Genomic DNA, 17,166 nt, shown 5'->3' with positions numbered 1-17,166 from the left:
GGTGGAAATCCTCGGCGTTCACAGGCAGCGGATTCTCCAGAATCGGATCGCCTGGCTCAGGGTATACCGGTTCGGTCGTGTCCCAAATCACGCCCAGGTGAGCGGTGATCGCCGAGTAATCGTCCAGCCTGGACAGCCAGCCTCGCGAAAGCTTGAAGCGGAAAACATGCTCTGGACGAGCTTCGTGCTCCTGCACCACATGATTCTCGGCCACCCAGGTGAAGCGATAGGGCGCGACGTGCTGGTTACCCGCAACAACCACAAACAGACGCTGCCCGGGTTGAATCATCGGCCAGGCGTTGATCGCGACAATTTCATCACCCGAGAACTCTTGCATGCGCAGGTACCAGGTATTCCACTCCTCCTTGGCATGCGTGAACACCGGCCTTGAAACGAAGAGGTCCTCCTCCCTGATCTGTTGGATTTCCAACTCCAGCGTCAAGGATTCCAGGGCCCGCCCTCCTGCATTGGCCGTGTACTTGATCAATACCGTGTGCCCGATGCAGTAGCTGATCCACTGTGGCGGAATGCCGACGACATTGACGCCATTTTCGACAGATACCGGCTCGAAACTCGGCTCGTCCTGCCCCTTGACCGCCATGTAGAACATGACATCAGTGGCGTTGGCCGGCAGCGTCAGCGTGGCCGTCGTGCCATCACGGGCGTCAATGGGATACAGCACGCTGTTGTTCGCAGCGTGCTCGATAATCGCATAGGGCAGTTCCGTTTCAACGGCTGGCAGCGAATTTGCTGCCTGAACGGAACCGGTTTTTTTAGCAGGTGTTTTGCTCGCCACGATAAGACTCCTGTCCAGATGTTAGATCACCGTCGGCCCGACCCGATGGGCCGGAAACTGCGGATATCTAACACGTGGATCAGGACCGCTGCCTACTGTCAGAATTAACAGTTCTGCTGGGAAAACTCGATATTCCAGACCAGTGGTGTACGCACAACCGCTCAAACTCCGCCAAGGCTCAAAGGCGGGGTCTGTGTGACCCCGCCCTTCATTGCCTGGCTCTAGGCATTCACGGGACTACACATAGTGAAGTTATCGAGGTATCCGTGCTCGCCCACTTCAACCTCAAAGCTTGCGAGCAACTCACCTTTGCCCGCCTTGAACTCAACCCATTGGTGCCGCCCCCCCTTGGCTGAGTCCACGATACGCGTTTCGATGGGCACCCCGCTTTCACCGTAGAAACGCACGGTTGCCTGACCATCGAGATGAACATATGCAAACCGCAGACAGGCGCAGGGCACGTCGAATGCAAAGCGTGTTATCTGCGTCGGGGTGATAAAGCCAGCCGTGTCGATGCAAAACCCGAAAGCCGGTCCTGACATAAACTCCCCTACGTTTGCGAAGGTGTATATACCGCCGCGAGCATTTGTAGCCAACTGAACCATGGTGATGGTCATCGTCGAAAGGCGCAGACTTTCCCCGGGTTTGAGCAGCTTGTCAGGCTGCCCATCAAACCTTTCGACGATCTGTCTGCTTTTGATCAGCTCCAGTGCCACCGGCTCGAAAGATCGCAGCGTATCGTTCGCAAACCTCACGCTCAGGCGCAGCGTAATGACACTGTCGTTGGCGAATGCAAAAAATTGCGCATTTGTAATCGCAATATTCAAGCCCTCCAGAACCTCCAGCGGGGCAACGTCGCGCTCCGGCAGCAAAACCACGGAATGGGGGCCGCCTCCAATTGCCGTGCCGGTGCAGATCAACGAGATTCGGTTGTCCGTAGCGATCTTGTCCCAAGGGGCCACAACCAGATGGGCATCCTTCTCACAGCACAGTCGAAGAAAGTTCAACTCGCCGTTCTCCGCTTCCGGCACAGAGGGCACGGGCAGAGAGACAGGGTTTATAAACAGCAACCTCAAGGCCTGGAACTTGATCTCGACACTTCCAAGCGGACCAATGAAATGCGAAAAATTGATGGTGATATACGTATCATCTTTCAACTTCTCCAACTCCGAATGTGGAATCAGACACGACAACCCGTCCCTATCACCGCTTTCGAGTGGCCTCGCCATGATCGGTACAGTGATTGGGGAACCGTCTTGCGCAGTCCCCTCAAGCGTCATAACCCCGACATGCCCCTCGACGAAAAACCACCACGCCAAATCGACATCGACATCGGTACTTTTGACAATGACTTGCGCGTCCTTCCCAGGGAAGGTACGCAGATCCAAGACGTCGCCAGTGGCTTGTTTCACCACTGGACGAGGACGCCGCTGCATGAGTGGCTCACCGACCTGCAACTCGAGTGTCTCGGACACCATCTGCTTGCAGGCATTGATCACGGTGTAAGAAATCAGTGCCGTCTTGCGGAAGCTGTTGATCATCTGTTCGCGGGACGCCAGGAACGTGACCGGGCCGGACGCCCCCTTCTGTAAAGGCAGTGGCCAACAACTGTCTGCTCCGTCCAGGCACCACTGGGCAGTATGTTGGTGGCTGGGTTGGCAGCCTTCGTAAACCGCCTCGACATGCACCCCTTCGCGAGCGTTCCACGGCACCAGAACACCCCCTTGTGCTTCCCTGACTGTGGGTGCCCGTGGCGCCAACGGCTCCTGGTAGATCGTGAACCTCGCGGGCGGAAATTCGTGGGCGTTCTTCAGTTCGCTCGCCTCGCAAAAGCCCGTCTTGACGCGCAGTTCGAACGTGGAGCAATCGCCGATCTTTTCCAATGCTGCCCTTGGAATATCAGCCCTGACGCCGTCGCTTTTCCAGGCGTGCGTGACAATCTCACCGTCCAGAATATCAAAGCGGTAAGCGCTGCCGTCTGCATATTCAGCATCGATCCACATCCAGCAATGGCTCGCGCACTCACCATAGCCTCCCAGAGGCGCTATCACCTTCGCGTCCCCCGGGAAGTTATCGAGGCACAGCATGCGATCCTGGTTCGCCTCTTCAATCAGCGGGCGCTGGAATTCGGGCGTTAAAACACTGATCACTCTCGCTTGGGACGACTGTGCCGGGCCGCCGGCGGCAAGGTCATAGCTCAACGTCATCTGTTTGTTGAAGAAACACGCCACCACACAGGCCGGCAATTTGACGAAAGGCATCTCGCCGTTCTGTTCAACCGTGAAATCACCCAACAGTTTCTTCGCGTAAGCGGGCCCGGATACATAAAACCTCACCTCGTCACCTTTGTAAGTGTCCAGACCCTGGATGATGATCTCCCCTCCCTCCTGGGTGTTTTCAGGGTTGAGGCACCACTCATCGTTGTATTGCGTAGACTCGCGCAAGTGCGGCGGTTTCAGGTCCAGCGCAGGGTCGACACGCAGCAATGAAGTGGTGCGCAGGTGGAAATCCTCGGCGTTCACAGGCAGCGGATTCTCCAGAATCGGATCGCCTGGCTCAGGGTATACCGGTTCGGTTGTGTCCCAAATCACGCCCAGGTGAGCGGTGATCGCCGAGTAATCGTCCAGCCTGGACAGCCAGCCTCGCGAAAGCTTGAAGCGGAAAACATGCTCTGGACGAGCTTCGTGCTCCTGCACCACATGATTCTTGGCCACCCAGGTGAAGCGATAAGGCGCAACGTGCTGGTTACCCGCAACAACCACAAACAGACGATGCCCGGGTTGAATCATCGGCCAGGCGTTGATCGCGACAATTTCATCACCCGAGAACTCTTGCATGCGCAGGTACCAGGTATTCCACTCCTCCTTGGCATGCGTGAACACCGGCCTTGAAACGAAGAGGTCCTCCTCCCTGATCTGTTGGATTTCCAACTCCAGCGTCAAGGATTCCAGGGCCCGCCCCCCTGCATTGGCCGTGTACTTGATCAAGACCGTGTGCCCGATGCAGTAGCTGATCCACTGTGGCGGAATGCCGACGACATTGACGCCATTTTCGACAGATACCGGTTCGAAGCTCGGCTCGTCCTGCCCCTTGACCGCCATGTAGAACATGACATCAGTGGCGTTCGCCGGCAGCGTCAGCGTGGCCGTCGTGCCATCACGGGCGTCAATGGGATACAGCACGCTGTTGTTCGCAGCGTGCTCGATAATCGCATAGGGCAGTTCCGTTTCAACGGCTGGCAGCGAATTTGCTGCCTGAACGGAACCGGTTTTTCCAGCAGGTGTTTTGCTCGCCACGATAAGACTCCTGTCCAGCGTTAGATCACCGTCGGGCCCGACCCGATGGGCCGGAAACTGCGGGTATCTAACACGTGGAACAGGAACACTGCCTACTGTCAGAATTAACAGTTGCGCCGGAAAATCCCGACACTTCAGACCAGCGGCCGTCTCACAATCCCTCCAACTGCGCCATCAAATCACTCAACCGATCCACCTTCTCGGCACTGATCTCGCTCCCCGCCAACCCTTCGATGTACTCGGCCAGTTCCGCCACCGTGCTGCACTCGAACATCGCCCTTAACGGCACATCGCGCTGCAAGGTTTTCTGCACCCGCGAAGCGATCTGTGTCGCCAGCAACGAATGCCCGCCCAGTTCAAAGAAGCTGTCCTGCACCCCTACCCGTTCGACCTTGAGCACTTCGGCCCAGATCGCGGCCAGGGTGGTTTCCAGTTCATTGCGCGGCGCCAGGTAGTCCTGGTTGTGCAGCTGGCCGATTTCCAGGGCCGGCAGGGCCTTGCGGTCGAGTTTGCCGTTGGCGTTGAGCGGCAGGCGCTCCAGCCACAGCCAGTGCAGCGGCACCATGTATTCCGGCAGTTCGGCGCGCAGGCGTTGCTTGATGCGGTCCAGGCGTTCGCTTGGGCTGAGGGTTTCATCAACCGGCACCAGGTAGCCCACCAGGTGCTTGCCGTTGACGCCCTCCTGGACACCGACTGCCGCATCGCGCACCTCGGGTTGTTCGTGCAGGCGCGCTTCGATTTCGCCCAGTTCGATGCGGTAGCCGCGAATTTTCACCTGGTGGTCAACCCGCCCGACATATTCCAACACGCCATCACTGCGCCGCCGCGCCAGATCGCCCGTGCGGTACAAGCGCTCACCCGGTGCGCCGAACGGGTCCGGCACAAACACCGGTGCGGTGCGCAGCGGGTCGCTGACGTAACCCCGACCGACGCCGATGCCGGCTACGCACAGTTCACCGACGGCCCCTTGGGGCACCAACTCCAGCGCGCCGTCCAGCAGGTACAGACGGTTGTTGTCGGTGGGCGTGCCAATCGGCAGATAGGTGCCACGGGTCGAAGCCAGGTCAACGCGGTAGAACGCCACATCGTCCGAGCACTCCGCCGGGCCGTAGGCGTTGACCAAGCCGATCTGCGGGTAGCGCAGCAGCCACTGGTGCGCCAGTTCCGGCGGCATCGCTTCACCGGTCGGCAACATCCAGCGCAGGCCGTCGAGGCGGATGTGGTCCTGGGCGAGCATGCCCTGGATCAGCGACGGCACACTCTCCAGCACAGTGATGCCTTGTGTTTGAACGTGCTCCAACAACCCCTGCGGATCATGGGCAAGGGCGTTCGGCACAATATCCACCCGTGCGCCAAACAGCGGCGCAGCAAGGAACTGCCACACGGAAATATCGAAGCTTTGTGAAGCGGTCTGCGCGATCACATCGGCGTCGCTCAGTTGCAGGTACGGCACTTTGCTCAACTGGTTGTTGAGCATGCCGCGCTGTTCGACCATCACGCCCTTGGGCAGGCCGGTGGAACCGGAGGTATAGATCACGTAGGCGAGGTTGTCCGGGGCGCTGTAGACGCCCGGGTTCTCGCCACGGGCGGGGATTTCCTCCCACACCAGCAACTGGCAGTCGACGCCGTCGAGCAGTGCGATGGCCTGTTCCCGGCACGCTTCGGTGCACACCAGCAAGGGCGTGCGGCTCAGCTCGATGATGCGGCTCAGGCGCGGACCGGGCAGGCCGGGGTCCAGCGGCAGGTAACCGGCACCGGCCTTGAAGCTGCCGATAATCATGCCGAGCAGCGCAAGGTCACGCTCGGCCAGCAGCGCCACCGGTTGGTCCGGGCCGACACCGGCGGCAATCAGCGCATGCCCCAGGCCGTTACTGCGTCGGTTCAACGCCTCATAGCTCCATTGCCGGTCAAGGCAACTGGCGGCGATACGCTGCGGATGCCGCGCCACCTGTTCCTCGAACAACTCGACATAGCTGCGCGCCAGCGGGTAGTCGTGTTCGCTCTGGTTGCAGCCGTCCACCAGGAACGCGCGCTCCTGCTCGCCGATCAGCGGCAGGTCGGCCATGTCGCCATGGAAGCCCTGCACCAGCGCCAGCAACAGGCGCTTGAACTCGGCGAGCATGCCTTGCACGGTGGTTTCATCGAAGTAGCGCTGGTCGTAGGACAGGTGCAAGCCCAGGTCATCGCCCGGGTAGCACACGGCGGTCAGTGGGAAGTTGGTGTGGGTACGCCCGGAATCGGAGGTGGCATTCAGGCTTTGCGCATGGCTGAGCACCGAGGTTTCCACCGGGGCGTTTTCGAACACGAACAGGCTGTCGAACAGCGGCTGGCCCTTGGGCAGTTCGCTGTGTTCCTGGATAGTCACCAGCGGCAGGTATTCGTACTCGCGCAGTTGCATATTGCTGTCGAGCAAACCGCTCAACCACTGGCGCACGCTGCAAGGCTGGCCGTCCTCGGGCAGCTTCACCCGCAGCGCGATGCTGTTGATAAACAGGCCCACGGTGCGTTGCATCTCGGGCATGTCCACCGGACGCCCGGCCACGGTGACGCCGAACAGTACGTCGCGATCACCGCTCAAGCGCCGCAGCACCAGCGCCCAGGCCGCCTGGGCGAAGGTGTTGACGGTGAGCTGATGAGCCTGGGCCAGCTCGCGCAATTGCGCGCCGTCACGGGCATCCAGCCGGGTGTAGCAGTCGCCCACCACCATACCGCCGCTGTGGCCGGCATGTTCGCGCAGGAACGGTCGGTCGCTGGGGATCGGTGTGGTGCGCTCGAAACCTTGCAGGTTGCGCTGCCACCACTGGCGCGCTTCGTCCAGGTCCTGGCGTTGCAGCCAGGCGATGTAGTCGCGATAGCGCGGCGGCGTGGCCAGTTGCGCCTCGCGCCCTTCGCCCAGCGCCTGGTAGAGCTCGAAGAAGTCGTTCATCAACAGCGAACGGCACCAGGCATCGATAAGGATGTGGTGGTTGCTCATCATGAACCAGTAGCGCGCCTCGCCCACCCGGATCAGGCGCAGGTGGAACGGCGCCTGGTTGAGCAGATCGAAACCGGCCTCGCGCTCGGCCTTGAGCAGCGCTTGCAGGCGCGGCTCGTGCTCGCTCTCGGGGTCGGCGCTCCAGTCCAGGTAGTCAATCGGCGTGCTGCCGGGTTTGTGGATCACTTGCAGCATGTCTTCACCCACGTTCCAGCAGAACGAGGCACGCAAAGCTTCGTGGCGGGCGATCACCGCCTGCCAGGCCTGGGCGAAACGCTCGGGATCAAGGGCGCTGTCGATGCGGTAGCGGTCCTGCATGTAATACAGACCGGTGCCCGGTTCCAGCAGGGTGTGCAGCAGCAGGCCCTCTTGCATCGGGGTCAGCGGGTAGACATCTTCGATGGCGCCGGCCGCTACCGGCAAGCTGTCCAGTTGCGCCTGGGTCAACCGTGCCAGCGGGAAGTCGGACGGCGTGAGGCCGCCGGCATCGTCCTTGAGGCAATGGGCGATCAGGCCCTGCAGCTCGGCCAGATACGCCTCGGCCAGTTTGCCAATGGTCTGCTGATCGTAGCGCTCGCGGCTGAAGGTCCAGCGCAGCACCAGTTCACCGCCGTACACCTGACCGTCGACACTCAGCGCGTTGGGCAGCGGTGCATCGGGGTCGTGTGCAAGGCCGGCGGATTCCTCCAGCGGATGGAACAGCGCGTCGGCGCCGAAGCTCTGGTCGAACTGGCCGAGGTAGTTGAAGGTAATGTCGGCGCTCGGCAGCGCAGCCAGGCTGCGTTGGCACAGCTCGTCCGCCAGGTAGCGCAGCACGCCGTAGCCCAAGCCTTTGTGCGGCACGCCGCGCAGTTGCTCCTTGATCGCCTTGATCGACTCGCCCAACTCCGCCTGCGGGGTCAGGCGCAACGGATAAGCGCTGGTGAACCAGCCGACGCTGCGGGTCAGGTCGATATCATCGAACAGGCTTTCGCGGCCGTGGCCTTCCAGTTGAATCAACGCCGCGTCGTGACCGCTCCAGCGGCACAGCACGCGAGCCAGGGCGGTCAGCAGCAGGTCGTTGACCTGGGTGCGGTAGGCGCTCGGCGCTTGTTGCAGCAACTGCCGGGTGCGCTCGACATCCAGGCGCACGCTGACGGTCTCGGCGTCACGCTGGCGCAGTGCGCCGTGTCGGCGATCCACTGGCAACGCCAGCGCCGGGCCAGCCAGTTGCGCTTGCCACAGGCCCAGCTCTTCACGCAGAGACTCGCTATGGGCATAGGCCTGCAAACGCGCCGCCCAATCGCGCAACGCGCTGGTCTTGGCCGGCAGGCTGACGGACTGGCCTTCGCTCAGTTGGCGATAAACCGTGTGCAGGTCTTCGAGCAATACGCGCCAGGACACGCCGTCCACCACCAAGTGATGGATGGCGATCAGCAGGCGCTGCTGGCCTTGCGGGCCGTCCACCAGCAAGGCGCGCAACAGCGGGCCGTGTGCCAGGTCGAGGCTGCGTTGGGTGTCGGTGAACAGCGCCGTGCAGTGGTCCATGTCGCGCACCTGCGCCTGCATCAATACGCCGCCTTGGGGCACGGCCAGGTGTTCGGCGTGCCACTGGGCATCGCGCTGGGTGAAGCTCAGGCGCAGCGCGTCGTGATGTTCCAGCACTGCCAGTAAGGCCTGCTCCAGGCGATGCGGGTCGAGCAGTTGCAGCGGCTTGAGCACCAGGGCCTGGTTCCAGTGCTGACGCATCGGAATGTCGGTGTCGAAGAACCAATGCTGGATCGGCGTGAGGCCCGAGCGGCCGGTGAGCGTTCCTTGCTCGGCGCTGACTTGCTCGATGCCGGCCTGATCGGTGTAAGTGGCGACAGCGGCCAGGCTTTGCACGGTCTGGTGCTGGAACAGGTCACGCGGGCTGAAATGAATGCCCGCCTGCCGCGCACGGCTGACCACCTGGATCGACAGGATCGAATCGCCGCCCAGTTCGAAGAAGTTATCGTCCAGGCCGACTTGCTGCAGGTTCAACACCGCGCACCAGATGGCCGCCAGGCTATGCTCCAGGGCGTTGCGTGGCGCCACGTACTGTTGGCGATTCGCTTGCGGATCGGGCTGCGGCAAGGCGCGCCGGTCGAGCTTGCCGTTGGCGGTCAGCGGCATGCTGTCGAGCACCATCACGTGGGCGGGCACCATATAGTCCGGCAAGTGCGCCTTGAGATGGGCCTTCACCGCATCACGCAAGGCGCCGTGCTCGGCGTCGCTGACCAGGTACGCCACCAGCTGTTTGCCGCTCGGCGAATCCAGCGCCAGCACCACCGCTTCACGCACGGCCGGATGCTCCAGCAGGCGCGTTTCGATCTCGCCCAATTCGATGCGGAAACCGCGAATCTTCACCTGATGGTCGATACGCCCCAGGTACTCCACCTGCCCATCGGCACCTTGACGTACCAGGTCACCGGTGCGGTACAAGCGGCCGCCACGGGGGGTGAACGGGTCGGCGACAAAGCGCTCCGCCGTCATGCCCGGGCGCTGGTGATAGCCCTGAGCCAGGCCCGCGCCGCCGATGTACAACTCGCCGCTCGCGCCTTGCGGCACCAGGGCCAGGTCGGCGTCGAGAATATACGCCACGCGCGCGCCGACGATGCTGCCGATCGGCACGCTGGCGGCGCCCTCCTCCAGGTGCTCCGGCGCCAGGCTGGCCAGCGGCATCACCACGGTTTCGGTCGGACCATAGGCGTTGAAAAACACCTCAGGCTGGAACGCCGCGCGAATACGCTGCAGGTGTTCACCGGTCAGTGCTTCACCGCCGGTGATGCACATGCGCACCGGCAAGGTCTGCTGTTGCGTGGCCAGCCACTGTGCCAACTGGCTGCCGTAGCTGGGCGTGAACCCGAGAATATTCACGCGATGGCTGCGGATCAGCGCGCAGATCTCTTCGGCGTCCCACTGGCCCTGGGCGCGCACTACCACGTGGGCACCGCTGAGCAACGGCACCAGCAGGCGCTCGGTGGCGGCATCGAAGTTGATCGAATAAAAGTGCAGTTCGCAGTCGTCCGGGCGCATGCCGAAACGCTCGATCACGGCCTGGCAATGCATGGCGATTTCACCCTGGGACACCACCACGCCTTTGGGCTGGCCGGTGGAACCGGAGGTGTAGATCAGGTACGCCTGGTGCTGCGCCAGGTTGATAAAAGGCAGCTCATCGGCCGGATAGTTTTTCAGCAACGGTGAGTCATCTTCCAGGCACCAGCACGCCAGCGTTGGCGGCAGCTCGCCAAGGGCCTGGAACATCGCCGCGTCGCTGAGCAGCAGGCCGATGCCGCTGTCTTCGATCATGTAATGCAGGCGGTCCAGCGGGTATTCCGGGTCCAGCGGCACGTAGGCGCCGCCGGCCTTGAGGATTGCCAACAGGCCGATGACCATTTCCAGCGAGCGCGGCAGCGCCAGGCCGACGCGCACCTGCGGGCCGACGCCGCGTTCGCGCAGCATCCAGGCCAGGCGATTGGCGCGGGCCTCGAGTTCGGCGTAAGTGAGGGTCACACCGGCAAAGGTCAGCGCCGGCGCATCGGCACGCTTGCGCGCCTGCTGGCTGAACAGCGGGTGAATGCACTGGTCCAGACGATGCGCTGCGGCTTCAACCCCGAGGCTGTCCTGCAGGGCGCGCTGCTCGGCGGCGCTGAGCAACGGCAGTTCGCTGAGGCGTTGGTGCGGATTGTCGATCAGCGCTTCCAAGAGGTTGCGCCAATGCGCGGCCATGCGTGCGATGCGCGGCTCGTCGAACAGATCGGTGCTGTAGGTCAGGCAGCAGCCCAGGCGATGGTCGAGGTCGGTGACTTCCAGGTTGAGGTCGAACTTGGTGGCGCGGGCATCGTTGGCCAGGTACTCGACAGTCATGCCGGCCAGTTGGCGGCTCTGCTGGAACTCCCAGCGCTGCACGTTGCACATCACCTGGAACAGCGGGTTGTACGCCGCGCTGCGCGGTGGTTGCAGCGCCTCCACCAGATGGTCGAACGGCAGGTCCTGATGGGACTGGCCTTCGATCACGGTGTGACGCACCTGCTCGAACAACTGCGCGACACTCATCTGCCCATTGAGCTGGCAACGCAATACCTGGGTGTTGAGGAACGCACCGATCAGCCCTTCGCTTTCCGGGCGGATACGGTTGGCCACCGGCGCACCGATGCGCAGGTCGGTCTGGCCGCTGTAGCGGTAGAGCAACACGGCCAGGGTGGCGGTCATGGTCATGAACAGGGTCAGGCCCTGTTCGGCGTTGAAGGCGCGTACGCGGGCGGCCAGCTCATCGCTCAGGTCAAAGCGGTACAGCTCGCCGCGGTGGCTTTGCACGGCTGGGCGCGGACGGTCGCCAGGCAGTTCCAGCAACGGATGTTCGCTGCCCAGTTGCGCGGTCCAGTAATCCAGCTGGCGCTGACGCTCGCCCGATTCCAGCCATTGGCGTTGCCACACGCTGTAGTCCAGGTACTGCACCGGCAGCGGCGCCAGCGGTGAGTCGCGCTCATCGATAAAGGCTTCGTACAGCGCACTGAGTTCACGGGCAAAGATGTCCATGGCCCAGCCTTCGGTGACGATATGGTGCAGGGTCAGCACCAGGTAATGCTCCTGCTCGCCGGCCTTGACCAGGCAAGCGCGCAGCAACGGCCCGCGTTCCAGGTTGAACGGGGTGTGCGCTTCCTGATCGGCCAGGTGCTGCAGACGCTGCTGGCGCTCGGTGTCATCGAGTGCCGAGAAGTCCTGCCAGTCCATGCGCAGGTTGGTCTGTGGCCAGACGTGTTGACAGGCCACGCCATCGACGCTCGGAAAGGTGGTGCGCAGGGTCTCGTGACGCATGATCAGGGCCTGCAAGGCTGCCTCGAAACGCCCCACATCCAGCACCCCGCGCAAGCGCGCCATGCCCCCGACGTTGTAGGCCGGGCTGTCGGGTTCCATTTGCCAGAGGAACCACATGCGTTGCTGGGAGTAGGACAGCGGTACGGGCACGCTGCGGTCAACCTTGGCGATTGCCGTCTGTTGGTTACGCTGGCCCGACGCCTGGATCAGGCCCACTTGCGCGGCGAAATCGCCCAGCTCGCTGGCGTCGAACAAGGTGCGCAACGGCAGCTCGACGTCGCAGGCCTGGCGGGTGCGGGAGATGATTTGCGTGGCCAGCAACGAGTGGCCGCCCAGGGCGAAAAAGTCGTCGCGCAGGCCGATACGTGGCAGGCCGAGCACTTCGCGCCAGATCGCTGCAATCTGCTGCTGCAACGGCGTCTGGGGTTCGACATGTTCGCGGGCTTGCCACACCGGTTGCGGCAATGCGCGGCGGTCGAGCTTGCCGCTTGGGCTCAAGGGCATGGCGTCCAGGTACATCAGGTGGGCGGGCACCATGTACTCGGGCAACTGGGCGGCCAGTGCGGTTTTTACCGCCTGTGCATCCAGTTCGACGGGGCCGCTGTAGTAACCGATCAACTGCTCGTCACGCACCAGCACCACGGCCTGGGCGATGCCCTCCACCGCCAGCATGCGCGCTTCGATTTCCTGCGGTTCCACGCGCAGGCCGCGCAGCTTGACCTGCTGATCGAGGCGCCCCAGGTATTCAAGCACCCCCTCAAGGCTCCAGCGCGCACGGTCGCCGGTGCGATACAGGCGCGCGCCGGCCTCGCCCAGCGGGTCGGCGACAAAGCGCTCGGCGGTGAGCCCGGCCCGGCCGAGGTAACCGCGCGCCAGGCCAAGGCCGCCGATGCACAATTCACCCGGTACACCGGCCGGCAGCGGGTTGAGGTGCTCGTCCAGCACCCGGCAGATCACATTGCCCAGTGGCCGGCCAATCGGCGAGCGCTCACCATCTTCAACAGCGCAATGCCAATGGGTGACGTTGATCGCGGTCTCGGTCGGGCCATAACGGTTGTGCAATTGCACCGCCGGCAGTCGTGCCAATACGCGGTCGCGCAGCTCGGCGGGCAAGGCTTCGCCGCCGGAGAACAGGCGGCGCAGGCTGGTGCATTCGGCCACCAACGGTTCGTCGATAAACAACCGCAGCAGCGGCGGCACGAAGTGCAGCGTGGTCACGCCATGTTCCTGCACCAGTTGCGCAATGCGATGAGGGTCACGGTGCTCGCCGGGGCCTGCCAGTACCAGACGGCAACCGGTGATCAGCGGCCAGAAACACTCCCACACCGACACGTCGAAACTGATCGGCGCCTTTTGCATCAGCACGTCGCTGGCGTCCAACCGGTAGGTGGCCTGCATCCACTGCAAGCGCTCGGCCAGCGCCGCGTGGGTATTGCCCACGCCCTTGGGCTGGCCGGTGGAGCCGGAGGTGTAGATCACATAGGCGAGGTTGTCGCCGTGCAGGTGCAGGCCCGGCGGCTGGCTCGGCCAGCTGTCCAGGTGCAGGCTGTCCATGGCAATCACGCACACGCCTGCGGGCGTGGGCAGCTGTTCCAGCAGCGCGGTCTGGGTCAACAGCAGGTGCACACCGCTGTCCTCGAGCATGAAGGCCAGGCGCTCGGCGGGATAATCCGGGTCCAGCGGCACATAGGCGCCACCGGCCTTGATGATCGCCAGCAGACCGATCAGCAACTGCGGCGAACGCTCGGCGGCGATGGCCACGCACACGTCCGGTCCCACACCTTTGTCGCGCAGGTAATGCGCCAGGCGGTTGGCCTGGGTGTGCAACTGGGCAAAGCTCAGGCTGGCGCCCTGCCAGACCAGCGCAGGGGTGTCCGAGGTGTGCAGGTTGAGCAGCTCGGGCAGCCATTGCCGGGCCGGTGCGCACGGCGCCTGGCTCCACGCGTGTTGCTCGTCCTCTGCGCTCAGTTTCAGCTCGCCTACGGCGTGCTGCGGTTGCGCGCAGACCGCTTGCAGCAGGTGGATGTAATGCTCGGCCAGGCGCTGGACGGTGGTGCTGTCGAACAGTTCATCGGCGTAGTCGAACGACAGGCTCAAGCGCCCATGGCGATCCTCTTCACTGTGCAGTTGCAGGTCGAACTTGGCTTCGCGGCTGTGCCACGGCAATTCATCGGCGAGCAGGCCCGGCAGGCGGCGCAAGGCACCCAGGTCACGTTGCTGGTGGTTGAAAATCACCTGGAACAGGCCTTGTTCACGTGCCTGGGGGAAGGCCTCCAACAGTTGCTCGAACGGCAGGTCCTGATGGGCCTGGGCGTCCAGTGCAGCCTGGCGTGTCGCGGCCAACAGTTGGTTGAACGGCAGGCGTGCGTCGAGCTCGGCACGCAGCACCAGGGTGTTGATGAAGAAACCGACCAGGCCTTGGGTTTCCTGGCGCGGGCGATTGGCATTGGGCACGCCGATGCGGATATCGCGCTGGCCGCTGTAGCGATACAACAGGGCCTGGAACGCGGCCAGCAGCAGCATGAACGGGGTGGACTCATGGGCGCGCGCGGTCTGGCCAATCGCGTCACTGAGGGGCGTGCCCAGGCGTACGGTATGCCGCGCGGCACTGTTGCGCACCTGCGCCGAGCGTGGGTGGTCGGTGGCCAGGTCGAGCGGCGGATGCTCGTCCCCCAGCGTCGCCTTCCAGTACGCCAACTGCCGTTGGCCTTCGCCGGCGGCCAGCCATTGGCGCTGCCAACTGGCGTAGTCGGCGTATTGCAGGGTCAATGGCGGCAACTCAAGGGGCTGGCCCTGGACGGCAGCGGCGTACAGCCGTGAGAACTCGTCAATCAGGACATTCAGCGACCAGCCGTCGGCGATGATGTGGTGCAACGTCACCAGCAGTTGGTGGTCTTCATCGTCCAGGCGCACCAGGGTGACCCACAGCAGCGGGCCGTTCTCCAGGTCGAACCGGGTACGCGCTTGGTCTTCGCGGATCTGCTGCGCACGCGCTTCGCGCTCGGTATGGGGCAAGTCGCTGAGGTCGATGACGTGCAACGCGAAATCGGTCGCGGCCTCGACACGCTGGAAGCCCTGACCATCGCGCTCGTAAAAGCGTGTGCGCAGGGCTTCGTGGCGCTGGATCAGGTGCTGGAAACTTGCGCGCACGGCGTCTTCGTCCAACTCGCCGCGCAGGCGCAGGGCGCCGGGGATGGTGTAGGCGCTGCTGTGGGGGTCCAGTTGCCAGGTGATCCACAGGCGGTTCTGGGCCAGGGATTGCGGCAGGTCGTCCTGGCGCGACAGAGGGGCAATCGCGCCCTGGGCAACGCCGCCGTCCTGTTGCAGGCGCGCGACGCTGGCGGCGAAGCCTTGCAGGGTAGGCGCTTCAAACAGCAGGCGCAGGTTCAGCTCCAGGCCCAGGGTTTCGCGCAGGCGCGCGACCACTTGGGTCGCGCTGATGGAGTTGCCGCCAAGCAGGAAAAAGTGATCATCGGCGGCGATCGTGGCCACCTGCAGTTGCTCGCACCAGATCGCGGCGATCTGGTCTTGCAAGGCCGATTCCAGCGCTGCTTCACTGGCCTGCGCTTGCACGTCGGGGAACTGCGCATAACGGTCGAGGCTGCCATCGGCATGGCGCAACGCACACGCCGCCCGTTGCACCTTGCCGCTGGAGGTTTTCGGCAACGCGCCCGGATTGAGCAGCACCACCACGCACGGCGCCTCCTGGTATGCCTCGGCCACTGCCTGGCGAATCGCCTTGATCAGCGCTTCGGGCGGCAGGATTTTCTGCACGCTGCGGCTGATTTCCGCGGCAATGCCAATGCCTTCCACGCCGTGGTCATTCACCGCAAAGGCGGCCACCCGGCCCTTGCGCACCACCTCCACCTCACGCTCGATGGTTTGTTCGATGTCCTGCGGGTACAGGTTGTGTCCGCGCACGATCAACAGGTCTTTCAAGCGCCCGGTGATGTACACCTCACCGTCACGGATAAACCCCAAATCGCCGGTGCGCAGCCAGGTCCGGCCGGCGTGCTGGACGAAGGTCCTGGCGCTGGCTTCGGGGTTGCGCCAGTAACCGTGGGCAATGCTCGGGCCGCTGGCCCAGAGTTCGCCCACGCAATTGTCGGCCAACGCGCTGAGCGTGTGGGGATCGGCAATCAGCACGGCGTGGTCCGGCTGATGGGTGCCGCAACTCATGACCGCACTGCCCTGCCCCGGCTCGGCGCGGTTGGCGGCCAGCGCTTGCGCATCCAGGTGCAGCGCCGGGATGCCGTGGCCACGGCGGCCACCGGCAACAAACAAGGTCGCTTCGGCCAGGCCATAGGAGGCGAAGAAATTATTCGCGGTAAAGCCACACGTGGCGAACTTTTCGGCGAACCGTTCCAGGGTATCCAGGCGTATCGGCTCGGAGCCCGAATAGGCCACACGCCAGGTGCTCAGGTCCAGGCGTTCCAGGGCAGACTCACTGACCCGTTCGCTGCACAGGCGGTAGGCGAAGTCCGGACCACCGCTGATGGTGCCGCCGTATTCGCTGATCGCTTCGAGCCAGCGCAACGGCCGCGCCAGGAAGTAGGCCGGCGACATCAGCACGCACGGCACGCCGCTGAAAATCGGTTGCAGCAGGCCGCCGATCAGGCCCATGTCGTGGTACAGCGGCAGCCAACTGACGATCACATCGTGCGGGTTGAGGTCGATACCGAAACCCCGACGGATCAGCACTTCATTGGCCACCAGGTTGCCGTGGCTGACTTGCACGCCCTTGGGCAACGCGGTGGAGCCGGAGGTGTATTGCAGGAAGGCGATGTCGTCGGGCTGCAACTCGGGGGCGACCCAACGGTCGGCAAGCTGCGGGTCGAGGGTGTCCACGCTCAACAGCGGGGGTGCGTTTTCGATCTGCGCCAGGCCATCGGCGAGGCTGGCGATGGTCAGCAGCAGGCGCGGCTCGGCATCGCTGATGATCGACAGCAAGCGCTCCTGGTGATGCCGCTTGCTCGATTCCGGCGGGTAAGCCGGCACCGCGATCACCCCGGCGTACAGGCAACCGAAGAACGCCGCGACATAGTCCGGGCCGCTGGGAAACAACAGCACCGCGCGCTCGCCCAACGCGACATCGGCTTGCAAGGCGGCGGCGATGGTGCGCGCGCGTTGGTCCAGGTCACGGTAGCTGAGCACCACGCTGTGCTCGGCGGACTCGGCCAAAAAGCGCAGGGCTATCCGGTCCGGCGTCTGCGCGGCACGGCGTTGGAGGGACTGGACCAGAGTGCGGGGAAGTTCGAAGGCGTCCATCATGGGGTTCCTGC

Annotated in this window: 2 protein-coding genes and 1 pseudogene; all 3 read right to left on the bottom strand. The window is 63.5% G+C overall.

All coding sequences use genetic code 11. The annotated features are described in order from the left end of the window. Window positions 1–796 (bottom strand): annotated as a pseudogene (locus CIB54_RS03125) (hypothetical protein); the annotation flags it as partial. A gap of 221 nt (window positions 797–1,017) precedes the next feature. Beyond that, entirely contained in the window at window positions 1,018–4,092 is a 3,075-nt protein-coding gene (locus CIB54_RS03120; protein ID WP_101218541.1) for a hypothetical protein, read from the bottom strand. 151 nt (window positions 4,093–4,243) lie between these two features. Next, window positions 4,244–17,155 carry a non-ribosomal peptide synthetase gene (locus CIB54_RS03115; RefSeq protein ID WP_101218539.1) on the bottom strand — a complete coding sequence of 4,304 codons (12,912 nt, stop codon included), beginning with the start codon at window positions 17,153–17,155 and terminating at the stop codon, window positions 4,244–4,246. Window positions 17,156–17,166 lie beyond the last annotated feature (11 nt).

Source organism: Pseudomonas fluorescens, from assembly GCF_002837185.1.
GTDB lineage: Bacteria > Pseudomonadota > Gammaproteobacteria > Pseudomonadales > Pseudomonadaceae > Aquipseudomonas > Aquipseudomonas fluorescens_AM.
The sequence above is the reverse complement of the archived record's forward strand: the minus strand, read 5'-3'. Positions and strand labels throughout refer to the sequence as shown.

Bases quoted from the DNA above. Each gene is read 5' to 3' on its own strand.
- CIB54_RS03115 (WP_101218539.1), bottom strand. From the start codon at position 17,155: ATGATGGACGCCTTCGAACTTCCCCGCACTCTGGTCCAGTCCCTCCAA.